This is a genomic window from Vescimonas fastidiosa, from assembly GCF_018326305.1.
Lineage (GTDB): Bacteria > Bacillota > Clostridia > Oscillospirales > Oscillospiraceae > Vescimonas > Vescimonas fastidiosa.
The window spans coordinates 1082639-1102132 of the sequence record NZ_AP023415.1 but is presented as its reverse complement, the minus strand read 5'-3'; the positions used below and the strand labels follow the sequence as shown (position 1 = coordinate 1102132).

The window sequence follows — 19494 nt, the reverse complement described above, 5'->3', positions numbered from 1 at the left end:
ATATTTCCCCTCTTTTCATCGGTTGACATTTGTGGTAAAATGGAAATTGAAATTTTATGAGCAAAAAAAGAGGAAGAAAGTATGGATATTACCCAGGGCGTGCCCTTTGACAGCTTCGGCCTTTCCGAGCCCACTATGCGCGCCATCAGAAACAAAGGTTATACCGTTTCCACCCCTGTCCAGGCCGGGTGCATTCCCCCCATGCTGGCCGGGAAGGATGTCATCGCCAAGGCCCCCACGGGCACCGGCAAGACCATGGCCTTCGGCCTGCCCATCATCGAGCGTATCGACCGGGAGAGCGAGGCGGTCCAGGCCCTGATCCTGGCCCCCACCCGGGAGCTGGCCATGCAGATCACCCAGGAGCTGCGGGAGGTGGCCGTGTGCCACGAGGGCGTGCGGGTGGTTTGCCTGTACGGCGGTGAGCCCATCGGCAAGCAGATCAACGCCCTCAAGCGTAGGCCTCAGATCGTGGTGGCCACCCCTGGTCGCCTGTCCGACCACATGAAGCGCCGCACCGTTTCGGTGAAGGAGGTGCAGACCGTGGTGCTGGACGAGGCCGACCGTATGCTGGACATGGGCTTTATCCACGATGTCACCCGCATTCTGGACAAGGTTCCCAACCGTAAAAATCTCGGCATGTTCTCCGCCACCATTTCCCGGGAAGTTATGGACATCTCCTGGGTCTACCAGCGGGACCCCGAGGAGATCACTGTCCGGGCCACCCAGGAGAATAAGCCCGACATCCTGCAGTATCGTCTGGAGGTGCCCTCGGACCAAAAGGTAGATACCATTGCCCGCATCATCGCCGGGGAGAACCTGGAGCGCGTCATGTGCTTCTGCAATACCAAGGGTTCCACGGAGCGCCTGACCAAGTTCCTGCAAATGCGCGGCCTGGACGCCCAGTGCATCCACGGCGACATCCCCCAGCGCAAGCGCGAGGCGGTGATGGCCCTGTTCCGGGAGGGAAAGCTCCATGTATTCGTTGCAACGGATGTGGCCGCCCGGGGCATAGATGTAGATGATGTGGATGCGGTGTTTAACTACGATGTACCCGATGAAAACGAGTATTACATCCACCGCATCGGCCGCACGGGTCGTGCCAAGCGCCACGGCGTGGCCTATACCTTACTGTCGGATTTCCCCAGCCGTATGCGGCTGGACGACATCGCCCGCAATACCCGCAGCCAGATCATCCCCGCCACGGTGGATGAAAGGGGCTGCGTGGTGCCGGAGAAGAAGTGATATGAAAGCGCACAAAATAAGGAGTTAGCCTATGAAAAAACTAAAGCGATACGCGGCCCTGCTCCTGGCCTTGACCCTGGTGGCGGGCCTGCTGGCAGGCTGCCGCCGGGAGGACAGCCTTTCCTTCCGGGTGGGCTTTGGCCGCGTTCCCGCCACCCTGGACCCGGCCCTGGCCTCTGCGGATGAGGAAAAGATCGTGGTGAGCCACCTGTTTGAAAACCTGATGAAGCTGCAGTCTGACGGCAGCGGCGGCACCACCGCCGTAAATGGTATGGCCCGCAGCTACCAGTGCGACGCCACCGCCGAGGGCCAGGAGACCTACACCTTCAAGCTCCGTTCGGCCACCTGGTCCGACGGCACCAAGGTCACCGCCCAGGACTTTGTCTACGCCTGGAAGCGCCTGGTGGCCCCGGAGACCGGCTCCAAAAACGCCAAGCTGCTGGACATGGTGGCCGGCTACACCGCGGCCCGGGCCGGGGATGCGGAGGCCCTCCAGGTGTCCGCCCCGGACGAGGAGACCTTCGTGGTGGCGCTCAGCGGCCGCTGCCCGTATTTCATCGACAGTGTCTGCACGGCGGCGGCCACCATGCCCGTGCAGAGCGCCGCAGTCGCGCAGGAGAATTGGTCTATGTCCGCCTCCACCCTGGTCAGCAACGGCCCCTACACCGTTTCCTCCTGGGAGGGCGATACCCTGACCCTGACCCAGAGCGCCGACTATCACGATAAGCGCCGCCTGGGCCCGGAGAATCTCACCTTCCGCTTCACCGCCGATGCCAAGACCGCCAACTCTCTCTATGACCGGGGGGAAGTGGACTTTGTCCTGGGTCTGACGGAGGAGGCCGTCGCCAAGAAAATTGACAGCTGGACCCCGGATAGCTATCCTGAGACCAGTGTGGTCCTGCTGAACCAGCTCTCCAGCCTCACCAGCAATGAGAATGTCCGCCGGGCTATGGGCCTGGTCATCGACCGCAACGCCATCGCCGAGCTTTTGGGTGCCCGCACCCATCCGGCGGCCGAGGGCCTGGTGACCTGGGGCATCCGCAGCACCGCCGGCGGCCAGTTCCGTGACCTCGGCCCTGCCGTGGATAACGACAGCGAGAATTACGAGAAAAACTGCCAGACTGCCCGGGAGCTGATGCAGGCGGCGGGCTATACCGCCGGCGCCTTGGCTAAGCTGGGCACCGTGACCATGCTCTATGAGTCCGACGGTATCACCGACTCCCTGGCTGCCCTCCTGCAAAAGACCTGGACGGAGAAGCTGGGCCTGAATGTGACCCTGCAGGGCGTCACCACCGCCCAAATCGACCAGGCCCTGGCCCGGGGCGAGTACACCATCGCCGCCCTGCGCGTCAGCAGCGACCGCAACGATGCCACGGGCTTCCTCAATAGCTGGCGCAAGGGTAACGAGGATAACTACGCCAATTTCTATTCCAGCGCCTATGATATGCTCCTGCGCGTAGCGGCTGTGTCCGTCAGCCAGGAGGCCCGAGACGCCTATCTGGAGGATGCCGAGCGGCTGCTGCTGGAGCAGGGCAATGTGATCCCGCTGTATTACAGCACTATAAGCTGGAGCCTGTCGGAGCATTACACCGGCGTTTTCGGCGACGGCTTAGGCCGGTACTTCTTCTATGCGGTCCATAAGGCCAGCAAGTAAAAGACCGTCCCTAATATCGCCTCCGTAGGGGCGGACGACTCTGTCCCTCCCGTGGGCGGGAACAGTGGATGGGTAAAAAATAAAGACGGCAGCTGCGCCTATACGCACGGCTGCCGTCTTTTTGGGTTAGTTTTCTTTTTGGGCATGGTTTATGCGGCTGATCAGGATGGTGATTTCATCTTCGTTCAGGGTGCCTTCCAGGATGGCCTCGTGTTTTTTGCCGCTGTGGTCGGTGAAATGGAAAAACTGACGGCTGACCTGAGCGGGGGCGGCGAGGGTGGCGGCGTGATGGACTTTGATGGTCCCCCTACCGCACCGCTCAATTTCGGTGTATTCGTAATATTTTCCGTTAAAGGGGTTGGTTTTGAAGTAAAAACCCTTTGGCCCGATGCAAATTTTATAGTAAAAATAGCGGACTATGAGCCTTACAAAGGTCACCGACATGAGGGTGGCTATGCCGCCGAAGGCCAGGGCGATGAAGGGCATTTTATTGGGGCCGGGCTGAAGCTGGTCGATTGTCAGCACAATGAAAAACGCGGCAATAACACCCACGATCACCATTCGCATGATGCCGTAGGGCTTGCCGGTGATGACATAATCCCATTTTTCGGATTTGGTGTGCATAGCATTCTTCCTCCGAATATATTTATGTGCCGCTGTGCCCGAAGCACCAGGTGCAGGCGTCGTATCCGGACGCCTTGGCCTGCCGCAGGGTCACGGCGGTGGTGTTGTCCTTACCCACGATGTACTTGCAGTCCGCCTTGTGGTAGCACTGGCCCGACTCCGTGAGATATACCGTGGGATTCCCGCGGTGTACGCCCCCCACCGTCACCACAGCCGCCAGCACCAGCACCGCCAGGCACAGGGCTATGAGCGTGGCCGTGCGCCGGGGCCGGCAGGTCTCGTTGTAGCGCATGAGCCGGGCGGAGAAGTCGTTGGCCTCCTGCTCCTCCAAAATGCCGGACCCCGGCCCGGTGGTGGCGGCCCGGTTCAGATGTCCGCACAAAATGTGTCCCAGCTCGTGGCTGAGCAGGATCATCTGCTCGTGCTGGGACAGGTTTTCCTGCAGGAACACGATCCGCAGATTTGCGTCCTGGTAGGTGAAGGCCGACAGGCCCGAGGCGTAGTTAACCAGCTGCAGGGAGGTGAGCAGGGTGCCGACCTCCTTGCAGTTAGAGAGCCTACTGAACTCCACCAGCGAAAAGCCCTGCTCCTGCAGGGCTTTTTCCAGATCTGTAACAGTAAATGGCCTATGGTGGAATTGTGCTAAAAAGGCGTGAGCCTCCCGCTGCACGGCCGTCATAGGAAGGATCCCTTTCTGTTATTCCTTGTTTTCCAGGCTGTCTCTGGCCTTGAGTACCCGCAGTGCATCCGCAGCGTCCGCCGCATTCTTGGTGGGCATATTCACGCTGGTGAAGCTGCCGCCGTAGGCCGCTGCCTGGCCGGAGAAGGTATCCGCCGCGTCATGGCAGCGCTCTGCCTCCACCTTCAGCACGGTGGCCACGGTGTGGCGTCCGTAGCTGTCCAGCTGGGCGTACTGGGTCAGCAGCTCCTGGGTGTCGTCGGTGAGATAGAAGGCGGAGTCATCGGACAGAGCCTTGATACCTAAAACCTTGCAGATCTGCACCACGGTGTCGAAAGAGGAGCCGCCTATGCCATTATGCAGGGCGCTGTTGATGGTGGACAGAGGAATGCCTACCGTTAAGGCGAACTGCCGCACACTCTTGTACTGCCGGGAGATTTCGGTACGAACAATTTTCGTCAAGTTATCCATAATAAGACCCTCTTTTTCTATGCAGAATTGGATTTTGTTTATTTTACCATAGAAATTACAAAATGCCAATAGGAAAAGTTTTCCAAAAATGAAAAAAATTTTTATATAATCTGACAGTGAATTTGTTCCTCTCGGAGAAATTCACCCCAAAAATTAGGGGGGTTTATTTTAGGAATGCACTATGCTATAATATACATTATTCAGCGCGCAGCAGACTGCAAACCCTTTGTCGGAAAAACCCGGAGGGTTTTTCGACAGTCACTATAATATACATTACTATGTCATACAGCCATGCAGCCGGGAGCAAGGGAAGGAGGGAGCCGCTATGGGTCAGAAAAAAACGGGAAAGCACCTGAAGCCCTTTACCCTGGTCAAGGATCTGTTCGACCGCTATTACGGCCACGATGTAGCCCGGGACGGCGCTGCCCTGACCTACTATCTGCTCTTTGCCATCTTTCCCCTGCTCATCTTCATCAGCACCCTGGTGGGCCTAATGAATTTAGATATTGAGGAGCTTATGTCCACCGTCAGCCACATTCTGCCCGAGCAGGTGGCGGGCATCATGCGCAGCTACCTGGAGTATGTGTCCACCAGCCCCAGCCGGCAGCTTTTGGTGTTCAGCCTGATTTTCTCCGTTTGGTTTCCCATGCGGGCCACCAGTTGCCTGATGCACTCCGTGCGCAAGGCCTACGGGGTCTCCCAGCCCGCCAGTATGATCGGCGGCACCCTGCGCAACTTTTTCTTCACCCTCTGGCTCATCGTCACCATCGCCGCCAGCATCGTCCTCACCACGGTGGGCCACCGGGCCCTGGCCTTTGCCGCCAAGTTCGTCCGCCTGTCCGATAGCTTCATCGACCTCTGGGGCAGCCTTCGTTTCGTGCTTTTGGGCGTTGTGATGCTGCTGGTGCTGGTGCCGATGAACATGGTGGCCCAGGGCCGCCGCTGTCCGCTGTGGGAGGTGGTGCCCGGTGTACTTTTGAGCATGGCCGCCTGGCTGGCCCTGAGCCTGGCCTTTTCCTACTATGTGGAGCAGGTGGCCCACTATTCGGAGCTGTATGGCTCCATTGCTACCATCGTGGTGGTGCTTTTGTGGCTGTATATGACCGGCCAGGTGCTTATTATGGGCGCGGAGTATAACGGTGCGCGCCTTGCTTATCGGAGCGCGAAAAGCGTCCCCTTGCCAAAAGAGGAGGAACAGACAGAATGAAAATCATCATTGTGGGAAACGGTAAAGTGGGCTATGCCATTGCCAGCCAGCTGGCCGGAGAGCACCACGATATTACCATGGTAGACAGCAGCCCCACGGCGCTGCACAGGGCGGAGAACGCCCTGGATGTCATGTGCATCCAGGGAAACGGCTCCTCCATCAGCGTCCTGAAGGAGGCCGGAGCCCAGTCGGCGGACCTGGTCATCGCCGTGACCAATCTGGATGAGACGAATCTCCTCTGCTGCTTCATTGCCAAAAAGCTGGGGGCGGGCCACACCATCGCCCGAGTCCGCAGCACCGAGTACCGCCGGGATGCCGATATGCTGAAAAAGGAGATCGGCCTGGACATGGTCATAAACCCCGACCTGGCCGCCGCCCAGGAGATCGCCCGAATCGTTTCCACCCCCTCGGCCTTCTCCGTGGAGCCCTTTGCCCAGGGCCGCATTGATATGATCGGCTTTGATGTAACGGCGCAGACCCATGTGGCAGGCCGCTCCCTCAGTGAGTTCAGCAGCCATACTTTGGCCAAGGTTTTGTTCTGCGTGGCGGTCCATGAAGGGGAAATGGTCATTCCCAACGGCGCCTTTGTCCCCCAAATCGGGGATAAGCTCTATATGATCGGCGCCAAGGGCCAGCTGCAGCACATGCTCCATAGCCTGGGCCATTCACAGCCCAAGGTCAAGGCTGTGTCCATTCTGGGCGGCAGCCGCACGGCCATGTACCTGGCCTGGGAGCTGAAAAAGCGCGGCATCAAGTCTCAGATCGTGGAGATGAACCATCAAAAGTGCCTGATTCTCTCTGCGGAGCTGCCCGATACCCTCATTATCGAGGGCGACGGCACCGACAATGACCTGCTGCGGGAGGAGGGCGTGTTTGCGGCGGATGCCTTTGTCTCTCTCACCGACCGGGACGAGGAGAACCTGCTCATGGCCCTCAGTGCCCAGCGGGCGGGGGTGGGGAAGGTCCTGGCCAAGATGACCCGGCCCAACTATATGGACCTGGTCCAGGATACCCGCATCGGCAGCATCATCAGCCCCAAGGACCTGGTGGCCAACCAGATCACCCGTTATGTCCGGGCCCTGGCCAATTCCGAGGGCAGCGTCGTGGAGAGCCTGTATAAGATGATGGGCGGCCAGGTGGAGGCCTTGGAGTTCACCGCCGGCCCCGAGTGCCGGGAGCTTTTGGATAAGCCCATGAAGGACCTGCCCCTTAAAAACGGCGTCCTGGTGGGGGCCATCGCCCGGGATAAGGAGATCGTCATTCCCGACGGTAATACCTGCATCCGCGAGGGCGATCATGTGGTGGTGGTGACCAAGTCCATGGCCGCCGACGACTTGATGGATATTTTGAAATAAAGGAAGTGTTCGCAATGGACCCTATGCAGGAAAAACTGCAAGAATATGCCAAGCTCCTCATTCAGGTGGGCCTCCATGTGGAGAAGGGCCAGACCCTGGTCATCTCCAGCCCAGTGGAGTGCGCCTTTTTTGCCCGCCTGTGCGCCACGGCGGCCTACGATGCAGGCTGCCGGGAGGTAGTGATGAACTGGCACGACGATTACCTGGCCCGGGAAAAATTCCTCCGGGCCGATGACGCCGTTTTTGACGAGGTGCCCCTGTGGCGGCAGCATTTCTTTAACGACTATGCCAATCAGGGCGCCGCTTATCTGGCCATTGACGCCGAGGACCCGGAGCATCTCAAGGGCGTGGACCCGGACCGCCGTGTGCGCTCCCTCCGGGAGAGCGGCAAGGCTCTGAAGGATTTTTACCGCCTGCAAATGAGCAGCGGCTTCCCCTGGTGTATCGCCTCCATCCCCATTCCCTCCTGGGCGAAGCGGGTGTTCCCGGACCTGAGCGAGGAGCAGGCCATGGAGAGCCTGTGGGAGGCGATTTTCAAGGCCGTCCGTATCACCGGCGACGGGCAAAGCGTCCGCCGCTGGCAGGAGCATTTGGAAAATCTTTCCCGGCGCAAGGAAAAGCTCAACACCCTGCACCTGAAGACCCTGCACTATACCAATTCCCTGGGTACCGACCTGACCGTGGAGCTGCCCCGGGACCACATCTGGGAGGCCGGGGACGACTGCACCTGCGCCGGCCAGCCCTTTGTTGCCAATATGCCCACGGAGGAGCTGTTCACCGCGCCCCTGCGCACTGGGGCCAACGGCGTGGTGGTGGCGTCTGTGCCCCTGGTCCACGACGGCAACATCATAAGCGGCTTCCGCATGACCGTGGAGGAGGGGAAGATCGTCTCTGTCTCCGCCGAGCAGGGGCAGAAGGTGCTGGAGGCGGCCATCTCCGTGGACGAGGGGGCCTCCTACTTTGGGGAGGTGGCCCTGGTCCCCTACGATAGCCCCATCTCCAACCAAAAGCTGCTGTTTTACAACACCCTCTTTGATGAAAACGCCGCCTGCCACATCGCCTTCGGCGAGGCCTACCCCTGCATTGAGGGAGGCCGCGACATGGATAAAGAGCAGCTGAAGGCCCACGGCCTCAATGATTCCGTCACCCATGTGGACTTCATGGTGGGCACCGCCGACCTCTCCATCGTAGGTACGACCCGGGATGGCCGGGAAGTGCCCATCTTCGTAAACGGCAACTTCGCTCTTTGATTGGGTATTTTGATTTGATATGCCGGACCCTCTCCGCCGGTGGGCGGAGGGGGTCGGCGTTTCACAAAGCCTCGCAGAGTTTTGCCGCCTGCAGACTGCGATCCTTTTGCCGGAAAATTTCGAAGAAATCTTCGACAGCCGCAAACCCTCCGCCCATCGGCAGAGGGTTTGCATTTTCTCCATTGCAATATGTTTCCTGCTGCGGTATAATGTACGCGTTAAAGTATGCCCACCGGGGGCCGGCGGCTGGGCCGCCGACCCCCTATCTGAAAAGCGGCGGGCGAGAGCCGGTGGGACGGGCGCACTGCGCAGGCGGGAAGCCGGCCCTTCTGTTCGCCCCGCACCGCTTGCTCCATCTTATGCGCCCCGCTCCGGCCCGGTGCCAAACCCACCTAAGAAAGGACCCTCTGCCATGATTAAAATTGCCCCCTCCATTCTGTCCGCCGACTTTGCCAACCTCGGCCGCGACATTCAGCGCATCGACTCCGCCGACTATGTCCATGTGGATGTGATGGACGGCCTGTTCGTCCCCAATATCTCCATCGGCATCCCGGTGGTGAAGTCCATCCGCCCGGTGACGGCGCTGCCGCTGGATGTCCACCTGATGATCGACCGCCCGGAGCGGTATGTGGAGCAGTTCTGCGATGCCGGGGGCGACATCGTCACCTGCCATGTGGAGGCGGACACGGAGGAAAATATCCACCTGGCCCTGAAAAAAATTCACGCCAAGGGGAAAAAGGCCGGGGTAGTGGTAAAGCCCAAGACCCCTGCCTCCGCGGTGCTGCCGTTTATCAATGAGGTGGAGCTGATTTTGGTCATGACCGTGGAGCCGGGCTTCGGCGGCCAGAAATTCATGGCCGACATGATGCCCAAGGTCCGGCAGATTCGCACCTATATCGACGCCATGAATCCTCTCTGCGAGCTGGAGGTGGACGGCGGCGTGGACCCCGACACCTGCAAGCTCTGCATCGCCTCCGGCGCCAATGTGCTGGTGGCCGGCTCCTCGGTCTATAAGGCTGAGGATATTCCCGCCCGCATCCGGGCCCTGAGAGGTTGAGCTTATGGAATTCTTTCCCGCACCCCTGGAAAAGCTGACGGAGCAGTTTGCCAAGCTCCCGGGCGTGGGCCGCAAGTCCGCCCAGCGCCTGGCCTTTTTCGTCCTGAGCCTGCCTATGGAGGAGGCCCAGACCTTTGCCGATGCCATTGTAGACGCCAAAAAGAGCGTCACCCTCTGTCCCGTGTGCCAGAACCTCACCGCCGGGGGCCTCTGCTCTGTGTGCGCCTCTGCCAAGCGGGACGAGAGCACCATCTGCGTGGTGGCCGACCCCCGGGATGTGCTGGCCATCGAGCGCGGCCGGGAATATAATGGCCGCTATCATGTGCTCCACGGCGTTCTCTCTCCCATGAATCATGTGGGGCCCGACGATTTGCAGATCAAGTCTCTGGTGGAGCGGGTAGCCGCCGGGGGGATTCGAGAGGTCATCATGGCCACCAACCCCGACACCGAGGGCGAGGCCACGGCCATGTACCTCTCCCGCCTTTTAAAGACCTTCGGCGTCAAGGTCACCCGCCTGGCCTACGGCATCCCCGTGGGCGGACATCTGGAGTTTGCCGACGATGCCACGCTGATGCGGGCCCTGGAAGGGCGGCGGGAGCTGTGAAAAGATGGATGTGCGCGGCCCTGGCGGCGCTGCTGCTTTGCGGCCTCACCGCCTGCGGCAAGACGGAGGAGCCCGCCCGGCAGGACATTTTCGCCATGGACACCTACATGAGCCTGGTGGCTTACGGCGAGGACGGCCAGGAGGCTTTGGCCGCTGCCGCCCGGGAGATAAACCGCCTGGAGCAGGAGCTTTCCCGAACGGTCTCTACCAGCTACATTTATAAGTTAAACGAAAACGGCAGCGCCGCAGTCAGCGAGGAAACGGCGAATTTGCTGAAAAATGCTATGGATTACAGCGCGGCAACCGGCGGCCTTTTCGATATGACCGTGGCCCCCTTGGTCTCCCTCTGGGGCATCACCACAGACAGCCCCCGGGTCCCGTCCCGGAGCGAAATCGATGCCCTGCTTCCCCTGGTGGGGAGCGACCGTGTCCACCTGGACGGGCAGACCGTCACCTTAGACGCCGGCTGCGCCGTGGACCTGGGCGGCATCGCCAAGGGCTACGCCAGCGACCGGGTGGCACAGGTGCTAAAGCAGTATGCCGTCACCGGGGCCGCCGTTTCTTTGGGTGGCAATGTCTATGTCTGCGGCCAAAAGCCCGACGGCACAGCCTGGAGCGTGGCGGTGCAGGACCCGAAAAAAACCGACGCCTATGCCATGACCTTAGACCTGACGGATGTGTTTGCCGTCACCTCCGGAGGCTACCAGCGGTATTTTACCGATGCGGACGGCACCGTTTATCAGCATATTTTGGACCCCCGTACCGGCTATCCCGCCCAAACGGACCTGCTTTCGGTAACGGTCATCGGGCAAAACGGGACTATGGCCGACGCCTACTCCACGGCCCTCTATGTCATGGGGGAGCAGGCCGCCTGCGACTTTTGGCGGCAGAGCGGCGGGGCCTTTGACCTGGTTCTCATCACGGCGGACGGGCGGGTGCTTTACACCCCCGGCCTGGCCGACCATATTTCCCAAAAGGGGGCAGACTATGACTTCCAAGAGGTCCCAGCCTGAACTGAAACCGAAGCCGCTGGATGCCCTGGTGGTCCTGGCGGTGCTGCTGCTGGGTGTGGCGGCGGCATGGCTTGCCTACGGCGGAGAAAATAGCGGCGCACTCACCGCCACCGTCAAGCACCGGGGCCAGGTGGTGGCCCGGGTGGAGCTTTCCTCCCTGGCGGAGGAAAAAACCGTCTCCATAGACGGCGCCTATCATCTGACCGTCACCTTAGACAGAACCGGTGCCGCCGTAACGGACAGCGACTGCCCCGGACAGGATTGCCTGCACACCGGGCGTATTACCCGGGCGGGCCAGAGTATTGTGTGCCTGCCGGAGCAGGTCATCGTCACCCTGGAGGGGAAGGCCCCCTCGCCGGATGTGGTGCTGGGATAGGGGGCGGAGAGATGAAGCTTACAACGAAAAATCTGGCCCTCTGCGCCGTTTTAACGGCTTTGGCCCTGGGCCTGAGTACCCTGGAAAACCTCTTTCCCGTTTCCCTCCTGGTGCCTCTGCCGGGGGTGAAGCTGGGCCTTGCCAATATCGTCACGGTGTTCGCCCTGTATCAGCTGGGGGCTGTCCCGGCGCTGGTTATCTTAGTGGCCCGATGCCTGCTGGGCTCTCTGTTTGCCGGGAATGCCTCGGCACTGCTGTTTTCCCTTATGGGCGGCATAGGGGCTATGCTTGTGATGATCGCTCTGCGCCGGGTGCGGGGTCTGTCTGTTTACGGCGTGTCCATTGCCGGAGCGGCGGCCCATAATATAGGCCAGATCGGCGCGGCCATGATCGTTTTGGGCGGCACGGCGGTGCTGGGGTATCTGCCGGTGCTGCTGGGGGTATCCCTGCTTACGGGGACGCTGACGGGCTTTGTGGCAAGCCTTCTGTTCCAGGCTATGAAAAATATACATTTTAATCGGTAAATCCCTGTCATTCCGAGGGAGCGAAGAGGCTTCGTAATGACAAATTTTAACTGGTGAGGAGCGTGTGATATGGATAGAAAAGACGAGATCATTTTGCAGCAAATGGACCTGATCCGCTCCATGACCGAGCGGAACCTCCGCAGCATGGACACGGATTTTTGGGGCACTCCCCTGATGGAGAACAGGACGGCCCGGCCGCAAAAAACCGAAAAAACCGAAAAACCGGAAAAGGCCGCCCCCCAAACCCAGGCGGCTAAGCCCGAGGAAAAGGAAGAAATTCCCCCCAAGGAGAAGATCGAGGATCTGCTGGCGGAGCTGGACAGCTATGTGGGCATGGACGCCATTAAGACCGAGGTGCGCAGCCTCATCAACATGGTCCAGGTCTACAAGCTGCGCCGGGAGCATGACCTACCCACTACGGATATGTCTTTGCACATGGTGTTCTCCGGCAACCCCGGCACCGGCAAGACCACCGTGGCCCGTATCATGTCCCGCATCTATCACAGCCTGGACATTCTCTCTAAGGGCCAGCTGGTGGAGGTGGACCGGAGCGGTTTGGTGGCCGGCTATGTGGGCCAGACGGCCCTAAAGACCCAAAAGGTCATCGAAAAGGCCATGGGCGGCGTGCTGTTTATCGACGAGGCCTACGCTCTCAACGGCAAGAGCGAAAACGACTTCGGCCAGGAGGCCATCGATACGATCCTAAAGGCTATGGAGGACCACCGGGACGATCTGGTGGTCATCGTGGCGGGCTACACGGAGCTGATGGACCGCTTCATCCACTCCAACCCCGGCCTGGAGTCCCGGTTCAACCGCTTCCTCATGTTTGAGGACTATACCCCGGAGCAGATGGTGGCCATCTTCAAGATGCAGTGCAAGAAGGGCTGCTATGTGCTGGCCCAGGGCACCGAGGAGCTGGTCCGGGATTTCATCGCCGAGGAGAGCGCCGACGACTCCTTCGGCAACGCCCGAGGCGTGCGCAATCTCTTTGAGCATATCCTGGTGGCCCAGAATAACCGCCTGGCGAAAATGGAAAATGTTACAAGGGATGACCTGATGCAGATCCTTCCCGACGATGTGCTGAGCGCCAGGGGGAAGATCGACGAATGAGCCTGAAAAAATGTCACCGACAGGCGGTGAAAATCGGTGCATTTCGGTGCCAATTCGGTGAAGAAAACGGTGACGAAAAAGTTGAAGATTTGGTGAAGGAGAATGCGGCATGAATATTGCGGTATATTTGGGAGCAAATGAAGGAAACGACCCCGCCCTGGCGACAGCCGTGCAGGAGCTGGGTCGGTGGATCGGCGAGAGCGGGAACCGTCTTATTTACGGCGGCTCCAAAACGGGACTCATGGGCTTGCTGGCAGACAGCGCTCTGGGAGCCGGAGCCGAGGTGATCGGCGTGGAACTGGAGATGTTCATGGACGAGGACTACCAGCACACGGGGCTGACGGAGCTTATTGTGAAGCCGGACTTTCCGCAGCGCAAGACGGAGATCATCCGGCGGTCGGAGGCCTTCATCGCCTTTCCCGGCGGCACGGGGACTCTGGAGGAGATTTCGGAGGTCATGTCCTTATCCTCCCTGAAGCTGACCAAGGCTCCCTGCATTCTCTATAACCTCAACGGGTACTATGAGCCGCTGCGCTTACAGCTTCAGCGCATGGTGGAGGCAGGGCTTTCCTCCCCGGAGCGGCAGGAGGGCATTCACTTTGCGTCCGATCTGCGGGAAATACAGAATATCTTGGCAGAAAATGCAGAAAATTGCTGAAAAAGCAGGCTTCTCCCTGACACAAATCGGGGCGGAGCCTGCTTTTTTGCGTAGAATGCCCTCTTTGCGCAAATCTGCGGAGGATACTATTTTTCACTATAGTTTCCGGAAAATAAATTTTGTATCCTAAAAGAATCAAAAAACGCTAAAAAACCGCAAAATTTTATTTGTAAAAAAAACTATGGTATGATACAATTAAACCGTGATGCTGTAAGCAGCGCCCCACGGGATGACCGGGGGCGGCGGAAAGGAGGAGGGCTATGTCCGTGGGAATATATCTGCTGGCCGGGGGCATCGGATTTGCCTTTGGCGCCCTGGTGGCTTTCGGAAACGCACAGATCACCCGGCGGGCCGTGGAAAAAGACAGTACCAACGCCGTAATGGCGGGCAGTATGCTGCGGATGCTGGTGAATATCGCGGCGCTGGCGGTGGTGTATTTCACCCGGAACCTGCTTCCTCTGCCGTTTTACGGGACCATCATCGGCACGGCTGCGGGCCTGTCGCTGGTGGGCATCGGGCTGAACTATCGGCTGAGCAAGAAGCAAATGGAAAAAAATCCGGAGTCGGCAGACGGTAGGAATTGAGGTGAGACAAAGAAATTATGGAGCATACCAGTAATATTCTGTTTTCCATCGGGCCACTGGAGGTGACAAAAACCGTTGTGACCATGTGGGTCATCATCGTGGTGCTGGGCTTTGTATCATGGCTGGCCACCCGGCGGCTGAAGGAGGTGCCGGGGCCCATCCAGAGCGCGGCGGAAATGGCCGTGACCAAGCTGCAGGACTATTTCGCAGGGAACATGGGCCGGGACAACGCCCGGCGGTATTTCCCGGTGATGGCCACCTTCTTCATTTTTATTGTGGTGAGCAACTATTCCGGGCTGCTGCCCGGGGCGGGGCACGGGTTTGCCGTACCCACGGCGAATCTGTCTACCACGGCGGGCCTGGCCGTCATTGCCTTTTTCACCACCCACATTGTGGGCGTGAAGCGGCGGGGCTTTTTGGGGTACCTCAAGACCTTTATTTCGCCGTTTATCCTGATGCTGCCGCTGAACCTCATTGAGCAGGTGGTGCGGCCCTTCTCCCTGGCGCTGCGACTGTATGGCAACCTCTACGGCGAGGAAATGGTCACCGAGCAGCTCTCGGGAATATTCCCTCTGGTGCTGCCGCTGGTGATGCAGGTGATGAGCCTGCTGTTCTGCCTGATTCAGGCGGTAGTGTTTACCATGCTGCTGTCCATCTATATTGAGGAGGCAGTGGGAGAAGAAGAGTGAGAAAACGCCTTATGCAGGAGAGCGGATCGCCACGACCGGTTTGAGAACCGGTCTCGCAATGACACACTATATGGAATGCGGTGTGCGGCGGGACACATGGGTCCCGCCCTACAGGGCATTTTTGTAGGGCAGGGCCCGCGTGCCCTGCCGGGAGTGCGATGCAAGACCGGTCGGCGGGGTGAGGGCACCCCGCCCTACGGAGTGCGTGGCAAGGAGTGCCTGCGTGGATCGCGGGCGGACAGAGGCGTCCGCCCCTACGGACGGGTACAAGAAGTGCCTGCGTTATCGGCGGGCGGGGTAGAACCCCGCCCCTACGGAGTGCGTGGCAAGGAGTGCCTGCGTGGAATCCCCCAGTCAGCTTCGCTGACAGCCCCCTTTAGGCAAGGGGGCCAAGGGGACGGGGGTTACGGATTGCCACGACCAGTGTGCGCACCGGTCTCGCAATGACACGCCACAAGCGCAAATACTTTATTTATTCATGTGCAAGACAAATAAAAAATACAGATCACTTTAGGAGGAACAAAACATGACTTCATCCGCAATCATCGCACTGGCAGCCGCTTTGGCTGTTGCTCTGAGTACCATCGGCCCCGCTATCGGCCAGGGTATCACCGCTTCCAAGGCTATGGAATCCATCGCCCGTCAGCCCGAGGCTGCCGGCAACATCCGCTCCAGCATGATCATCGCTATGGCCCTGATGGAGGCACTGACCATTTACGGTCTGCTCATCGCCTTTATGCTGGTGGCTAAGGTCTAAACCACATCCCGAGAGAAAAAAAGGAGGCACACGCTTTGAGCATTAATGTGTCAGAAGTGATTTGGACCATCATTTGCTTTTTTGCGTTGCTGTTTGTGCTGAAAAAATTCCTGTTTGACCCGCTGATCAAGTTTATGGACCAGCGACAGGCGGGCATTGACGCAGGCCTGGAGAAGGGCCGGGAGGCGCAGCGGAAGAAAGAGGAGAACGCCGCCGCCCTGCGCGAGAGCTGGAAAGAGCGAAGCGCTGAGGCCAAACAGCTGATTGCAGAAGGAAAAGCGGCCGACGAGGAGGAACGCTCCCGAGTGCTGGAGGCGGCACACGCCCAGGCAGCCCGGGATATACAGGACGCCCATGGGCGCATCCAAAACGAGCAGGAGCGGCTTCGGGCCCAGGCCCAGGAGCAGATGCCCCAGCTGGTGGATGCCCTGACACGGCATCTTGTGGGCGGCGACCCAGGGTCGAGAGAGGAGAAATGAGGCGAATATGACCATAAAAGACTTCCTATTCGCAGTCATCAACTTCGTGATCCTGTTCGGCGCGCTGTTCCTTATCACGCGGAAAATGATCGTCCGTATGTTCAAGGAGCGAAAGGAGAAAATCGCTCAGGACCTGGAGCAGTCGCACCAGGCGGACCTGGAGTCCCAAAGGCTCAGCACAGATGTGGCCCAGGCCCGGGACCAGGCGCGGCAGCAGGAGGATGCCCTGCTGGCCGAGACCCGGGCCCAGGTGGAGCGAAGCAGCCGGGAGGCTGAGAAGCTCCGCACCGAGGAGGCCGACGCCCTGCGCCGCAACGCTATCCAGACGGAAAAGCAGCTGCGCAGCCAGATGCACGGCCAGGTGAGCGCCCAGGTCATTCGCCAGGTGGCAAGCCAGGCGGGGGAGACTCTGAAAACCAGTACCTTCGCCCCGGAGCGCCAGGCCCTGGTGGAGCGCTACATTGAGCAGGTAAAAGAAGTGGTGGCAGCAATGCCGAGTGATATTTTGAATATGAATGAACTGAAGAAATTAAATATTTCTATCGCCAGTCCCGAGCCCCTCACCGACGAGGAGATGAAGAAGGTGACGCAGATCCTCTGCGAGACCTTCCTCTCCGTGCGCAATGAGGTGGACGACGGCCTGGTGGGCGGCGTGCGTATGCAGGTGGGCGACACCGTGTACGACGGAACCCTGGCGCATCAGTTGGACCGACTGAGCCAGGAGGTGGAATTCAACAGCCGCATGGATGACCAGGAGGAGCTGTCGGTGCTGGAGAGCATTCGTGAAAAGCTCAGCGGCACGGACAATTCCATTGATGTTTATCAGACCGGCAAGGTTATCAGCGTGTCCGACGGCATCTGCCATGTGTCGGGCCTGGCCGATGTGATGGCCGGGGAAATGCTGGAGTTTGAGGGAAGCCTCCGGGGCATGGTGATGGACCTGGACAAGAACAATGTGGGCGTGGTGCTGCTGGGCGACTTCTCCACCATTCAGGAGGGCGACACCGTGCGCCGGACGGGCCACATCATTGAGGTGCCCGTGGGCGAGGCTATGTGCGGCCGCGTAGTGGACGCCTTGGGCCGCCCGGTGGACGGCAAGGGGCCCATTCAGAACGACGGCTTCCGGGCCGTGGAGAGTCCGGCGCCCAGTGTGCTGCACCGGCAGGGCGTCACCGTACCCCTGCAGACAGGTATTAAGGCTATCGACGCTTTGGTGCCCATCGGTCGGGGCCAGCGTGAGCTGATCATCGGCGACCGCCAGACCGGCAAGACCGCCATTGCCCTGGATACCATTGTGAATCAAAAGGGCAAGGGTGTACACTGCATTTATGTGGCCATCGGACAGAAGGAGTCCACGGTTGCCAATGTGGTGCGCAAGCTGACGGAGCTGGGCGCTATGGACTACACCACCGTGGTATGCGCCTCGGCCTCCGAGCCTGCGCCGATGCTGTACATAGCCCCCTATGCAGGCGCGGCTATCGGCGAATATTTCATGTACAAGGGCAAGGATGTGCTGATCGTTTACGACGATCTGAGCAAGCAGGCGGCGGCGTACCGCGAAATTTCCCTGCTGCTCCAGCGTCCCCCCGGACGCGAGGCCTATCCCGGCGATGTGTTCTACCTGCACTCCCGGCTTCTGGAGCGGGCGGCACGGCTGGACGAGGCCTCCGGCGGCGGCAGCATGACGGCACTGCCCATTATCGAAACCCAGGCGGGCGATATTTCCGCCTATATTCCCACCAATGTTATTTCCATTACCGACGGACAGATCTTCCTGGAGACGGGCCTGTTCCACTCCGGCACGCGGCCGGCTATCAATGTGGGCCTGTCCGTGTCCCGTGTGGGCGGCGCGGCCCAGGTTCCCGCTATGAAGCAGGTGGCGGGCCGCCTGCGCACGGACCTGGCGCAGTACCGGGAGCTGGCATCCTTCGCCCAGTTCGGGTCCGATTTGGATGCGTCTACCCAGGCTACGCTGCTGCGGGGCCAGCACATGACGGAGCTGCTGAAGCAGGACCAGTTCGCCGCCCGGGCGGTGGAGGACCAGGTCATTGCCATCTTCGCCGCCAACGAGGGCTACGCCGACGATGTGGATCTGGCGGATATGCCCCGATTCGAGCGGGAAGCGGTGGAGTATGTGAAGCAGGCTATGCCCGAGCTGGTGGACACCATCTGCGCAGGTAAGAAGATCCCTGCCGATATGCTGGATAAGCTGCGGGAGACCCTCAAGTCCTTTAAGGAAACCTTTTGAGGCTGACTGACCGAAGAAAGGGGAGAAGGATATGGGCAGTATGCGTGAGATCCGGGCACGGATCAAGAGTGTTAAAAACACCCAGCAGATCAACAAGGCCATGAAAATGGTGGCCTCGGCCAAGCTGCGGCGCACCCAGAAGGGCTTGGGCGGCATACGCACCTTCGCCCAGCAGAGCAGGCACATTCTCAGCGAGCTTTTGGCCGGGGAAAACGGCGGGTACGACAACCCATTTTTGCGTCCCCGGGGCGAAATCAAAAAGGTGTGCTATGTGGTGTTCGTGGGGAACCGGGGCCTGTGCGGCGTGTATAACCACGCCATCCTGCGCTATGCCCAGGAGCTGGTGCGCGCCGACACACGGGAGTGCTCGGTGGTGGTGTGCGGCAGCTGGGGCCGGGATGTGATCGCGCAGTCGGGTCTGCCGGTGCGGCATACCTTTGACGGCATCAGCGACACCCCGGGCACGGCCCAGTCGCTGCCGGTGGCGGACTACCTGAAGCGACTGTATCTGAGCGGCGAGGCGGATGAAATCCACCTGGTCTATCAGCGCTTTTACTCGGCTCTGCAGCAGGTGCCCAGCCAGATGCAGCTGCTGCCGGCGAAGCTGGAGACGGAGGAAAAGGACGAGGCGACCAACGACTATATTTTCGAGCCGGACGCCAAGAGCGTGCTGGAAAATATGGTGCAGCTTTATTTGGACAACATGGTTTACTCCGTTTTGCTGGAGGCCAAGGTCAGCGAGCAGGCGTCCCGCATGACCGCCATGAGCACCGCTACCGACGCCACCGGCGACCTGATAAGCGAACTGAGCCTGAAGCTCAACCGGGTGCGCCAGGCGGCCATTACCACCGAGATCGCGGAGATCGTCGGCGGTGCCAATGCCTTGAAAAAGGCGAAAAAGTAATTCCGCCTA

At 59.7% G+C, this 19494-nt stretch carries 21 protein-coding genes and 1 pseudogene; 19 read left to right on the top strand and 3 right to left on the bottom strand.

Annotated features, from left to right (window positions below; translation table 11 throughout):
* Positions 1 to 81: 81 nt before the first annotated feature.
* Together KI236_RS05420 and KI236_RS05415 are read left to right on the top strand one after the other, a co-directional pair.
* The gene (locus KI236_RS05420; RefSeq protein WP_212819963.1) at positions 82 to 1242 is read left to right on the top strand and encodes a DEAD/DEAH box helicase; all 1161 of its coding nucleotides are present in this window, start codon (positions 82 to 84) and stop codon (positions 1240 to 1242) included.
* A 31-nt stretch (positions 1243 to 1273) separates the two neighbouring features.
* A complete protein-coding gene (locus tag KI236_RS05415; protein WP_212819961.1) occupies positions 1274 to 2896 on the top strand; it encodes a peptide ABC transporter substrate-binding protein in 1623 nt (540 codons plus the stop codon).
* Positions 2897 to 3022: 126 nt separating this feature from the next.
* On the opposite strand, the gene KI236_RS05410 is transcribed toward KI236_RS05415, so the two are convergent.
* The 3 genes from KI236_RS05410 to KI236_RS05400 are packed head-to-tail and all read right to left on the bottom strand — an operon-like array spanning position 3023 to position 4670.
* Positions 3023 to 3520, bottom strand: a complete 498-nt coding sequence (locus KI236_RS05410; RefSeq protein ID WP_212819959.1) for a hypothetical protein — start codon at positions 3518 to 3520, stop codon at positions 3023 to 3025.
* 22 nt (positions 3521 to 3542) lie between these two features.
* Positions 3543 to 4199: an ImmA/IrrE family metallo-endopeptidase gene (locus KI236_RS05405; protein WP_212819957.1), complete on the bottom strand. Its 657-nt coding sequence runs from the start codon at positions 4197 to 4199 to the stop codon at positions 3543 to 3545.
* 18 nt (positions 4200 to 4217) lie between these two features.
* Complete coding sequence (locus tag KI236_RS05400) at positions 4218 to 4670, bottom strand: hypothetical protein (RefSeq protein WP_212819955.1); 453 nt, start codon at positions 4668 to 4670, stop codon at positions 4218 to 4220.
* 325 nt (positions 4671 to 4995) lie between these two features.
* On the opposite strand from KI236_RS05400, the gene KI236_RS05395 reads away from it, so the two are divergent.
* The 17 genes and pseudogenes from KI236_RS05395 to atpG all read left to right on the top strand — a co-directional run bounded on the left by KI236_RS05395 (position 4996) and on the right by atpG (position 19485).
* Entirely contained in the window at positions 4996 to 5877 is an 882-nt protein-coding gene (locus tag KI236_RS05395; RefSeq protein ID WP_212819953.1) for a YihY/virulence factor BrkB family protein, read from the top strand.
* A complete protein-coding gene (gene trkA, locus KI236_RS05390; protein ID WP_212819951.1) occupies positions 5874 to 7232 on the top strand; it encodes a Trk system potassium transporter TrkA in 1359 nt (452 codons plus the stop codon). The genes KI236_RS05395 and trkA overlap by 4 nt, the downstream gene beginning before the upstream one ends.
* A gap of 14 nt (positions 7233 to 7246) precedes the next feature.
* Positions 7247 to 8482, top strand: coding sequence for an aminopeptidase (locus tag KI236_RS05385; RefSeq protein ID WP_212819949.1), 1236 nt, complete (start codon positions 7247 to 7249; stop codon positions 8480 to 8482).
* Positions 8483 to 8894: 412 nt separating this feature from the next.
* A complete protein-coding gene (gene rpe, locus KI236_RS05380; protein WP_212819947.1) occupies positions 8895 to 9539 on the top strand; it encodes a ribulose-phosphate 3-epimerase in 645 nt (214 codons plus the stop codon).
* A 4-nt stretch (positions 9540 to 9543) separates the two neighbouring features.
* The gene (recR, locus tag KI236_RS05375; protein WP_212819945.1) at positions 9544 to 10143 is read left to right on the top strand and encodes a recombination mediator RecR; all 600 of its coding nucleotides are present in this window, start codon (positions 9544 to 9546) and stop codon (positions 10141 to 10143) included.
* Positions 10140 to 11156, top strand: coding sequence for an FAD:protein FMN transferase (locus KI236_RS05370; protein WP_212819943.1), 1017 nt, complete (start codon positions 10140 to 10142; stop codon positions 11154 to 11156). Before recR ends, KI236_RS05370 begins: the two co-directional genes overlap by 4 nt.
* The gene (locus KI236_RS05365) at positions 11131 to 11532 is read left to right on the top strand and encodes a NusG domain II-containing protein (protein ID WP_212819941.1); all 402 of its coding nucleotides are present in this window, start codon (positions 11131 to 11133) and stop codon (positions 11530 to 11532) included. Before KI236_RS05370 ends, KI236_RS05365 begins: the two co-directional genes overlap by 26 nt.
* An 11-nt stretch (positions 11533 to 11543) precedes the next feature.
* Positions 11544 to 12056, top strand: a complete 513-nt coding sequence (locus tag KI236_RS05360; protein ID WP_212819939.1) for a Gx transporter family protein — start codon at positions 11544 to 11546, stop codon at positions 12054 to 12056.
* A gap of 69 nt (positions 12057 to 12125) precedes the next feature.
* A complete protein-coding gene (locus tag KI236_RS05355) occupies positions 12126 to 13166 on the top strand; it encodes an AAA family ATPase (protein WP_212819937.1) in 1041 nt (346 codons plus the stop codon).
* 109 nt (positions 13167 to 13275) lie between these two features.
* Positions 13276 to 13824 (top strand): LOG family protein, encoded by a 549-nt coding sequence (locus tag KI236_RS05350; RefSeq protein WP_212819935.1) that lies wholly within the window; start codon positions 13276 to 13278, stop codon positions 13822 to 13824.
* 260 nt (positions 13825 to 14084) lie between these two features.
* Positions 14085 to 14408, top strand: a complete 324-nt coding sequence (locus KI236_RS05345) for a hypothetical protein (RefSeq protein WP_212819933.1) — start codon at positions 14085 to 14087, stop codon at positions 14406 to 14408.
* A gap of 17 nt (positions 14409 to 14425) precedes the next feature.
* Positions 14426 to 15097, top strand: a complete 672-nt coding sequence (atpB, locus tag KI236_RS05340; protein WP_212819931.1) for a F0F1 ATP synthase subunit A — start codon at positions 14426 to 14428, stop codon at positions 15095 to 15097.
* A 526-nt stretch (positions 15098 to 15623) separates the two neighbouring features.
* Entirely contained in the window at positions 15624 to 15854 is a 231-nt protein-coding gene (atpE, locus tag KI236_RS05335) for an ATP synthase F0 subunit C (protein WP_212819929.1), read from the top strand.
* Between the two features lie 35 nt (positions 15855 to 15889).
* Positions 15890 to 16333, top strand: coding sequence for an ATP synthase F0 subunit B (locus KI236_RS05330; protein ID WP_212819927.1), 444 nt, complete (start codon positions 15890 to 15892; stop codon positions 16331 to 16333).
* A gap of 7 nt (positions 16334 to 16340) precedes the next feature.
* Positions 16341 to 17045: pseudogene (locus tag KI236_RS12115) on the top strand (F0F1 ATP synthase subunit delta); the annotation flags it as partial.
* A gap of 30 nt (positions 17046 to 17075) precedes the next feature.
* The gene (gene atpA, locus KI236_RS05325; RefSeq protein ID WP_228738115.1) at positions 17076 to 18581 is read left to right on the top strand and encodes a F0F1 ATP synthase subunit alpha; all 1506 of its coding nucleotides are present in this window, start codon (positions 17076 to 17078) and stop codon (positions 18579 to 18581) included.
* 31 nt (positions 18582 to 18612) lie between these two features.
* Positions 18613 to 19485 (top strand): ATP synthase F1 subunit gamma, encoded by an 873-nt coding sequence (gene atpG, locus KI236_RS05320; RefSeq protein WP_212819923.1) that lies wholly within the window; start codon positions 18613 to 18615, stop codon positions 19483 to 19485.
* Positions 19486 to 19494 lie beyond the last annotated feature (9 nt).

What these genes read in the sequence shown, in the direction of transcription:
- KI236_RS05420 (WP_212819963.1), top strand. Translation starts at nt 82, where the DNA reads ATGGATATTACCCAGGGCGTGCCCTTTGACAGCTTCGGCCTTTCCGAG.
- KI236_RS05415 (WP_212819961.1), top strand. Translation starts at nt 1,274, where the DNA reads ATGAAAAAACTAAAGCGATACGCGGCCCTGCTCCTGGCCTTGACCCTG.
- KI236_RS05410 (WP_212819959.1), bottom strand. Translation starts at nt 3,520, where the DNA reads ATGCACACCAAATCCGAAAAATGGGATTATGTCATCACCGGCAAGCCC.
- KI236_RS05405 (WP_212819957.1), bottom strand. Translation starts at nt 4,199, where the DNA reads ATGACGGCCGTGCAGCGGGAGGCTCACGCCTTTTTAGCACAATTCCAC.
- KI236_RS05400 (WP_212819955.1), bottom strand. Translation starts at nt 4,670, where the DNA reads ATGGATAACTTGACGAAAATTGTTCGTACCGAAATCTCCCGGCAGTAC.
- KI236_RS05395 (WP_212819953.1), top strand. Translation starts at nt 4,996, where the DNA reads ATGGGTCAGAAAAAAACGGGAAAGCACCTGAAGCCCTTTACCCTGGTC.
- trkA (WP_212819951.1), top strand. Translation starts at nt 5,874, where the DNA reads ATGAAAATCATCATTGTGGGAAACGGTAAAGTGGGCTATGCCATTGCC.
- KI236_RS05385 (WP_212819949.1), top strand. Translation starts at nt 7,247, where the DNA reads ATGGACCCTATGCAGGAAAAACTGCAAGAATATGCCAAGCTCCTCATT.
- rpe (WP_212819947.1), top strand. Translation starts at nt 8,895, where the DNA reads ATGATTAAAATTGCCCCCTCCATTCTGTCCGCCGACTTTGCCAACCTC.
- recR (WP_212819945.1), top strand. Translation starts at nt 9,544, where the DNA reads ATGGAATTCTTTCCCGCACCCCTGGAAAAGCTGACGGAGCAGTTTGCC.
- KI236_RS05365 (WP_212819941.1), top strand. Translation starts at nt 11,131, where the DNA reads ATGACTTCCAAGAGGTCCCAGCCTGAACTGAAACCGAAGCCGCTGGAT.
- KI236_RS05360 (WP_212819939.1), top strand. Translation starts at nt 11,544, where the DNA reads ATGAAGCTTACAACGAAAAATCTGGCCCTCTGCGCCGTTTTAACGGCT.
- KI236_RS05355 (WP_212819937.1), top strand. Translation starts at nt 12,126, where the DNA reads ATGGATAGAAAAGACGAGATCATTTTGCAGCAAATGGACCTGATCCGC.
- KI236_RS05350 (WP_212819935.1), top strand. Translation starts at nt 13,276, where the DNA reads ATGAATATTGCGGTATATTTGGGAGCAAATGAAGGAAACGACCCCGCC.
- KI236_RS05345 (WP_212819933.1), top strand. Translation starts at nt 14,085, where the DNA reads ATGTCCGTGGGAATATATCTGCTGGCCGGGGGCATCGGATTTGCCTTT.
- atpB (WP_212819931.1), top strand. Translation starts at nt 14,426, where the DNA reads ATGGAGCATACCAGTAATATTCTGTTTTCCATCGGGCCACTGGAGGTG.
- atpE (WP_212819929.1), top strand. Translation starts at nt 15,624, where the DNA reads ATGACTTCATCCGCAATCATCGCACTGGCAGCCGCTTTGGCTGTTGCT.
- atpA (WP_228738115.1), top strand. Translation starts at nt 17,076, where the DNA reads ATGGATGACCAGGAGGAGCTGTCGGTGCTGGAGAGCATTCGTGAAAAG.
- atpG (WP_212819923.1), top strand. Translation starts at nt 18,613, where the DNA reads ATGGGCAGTATGCGTGAGATCCGGGCACGGATCAAGAGTGTTAAAAAC.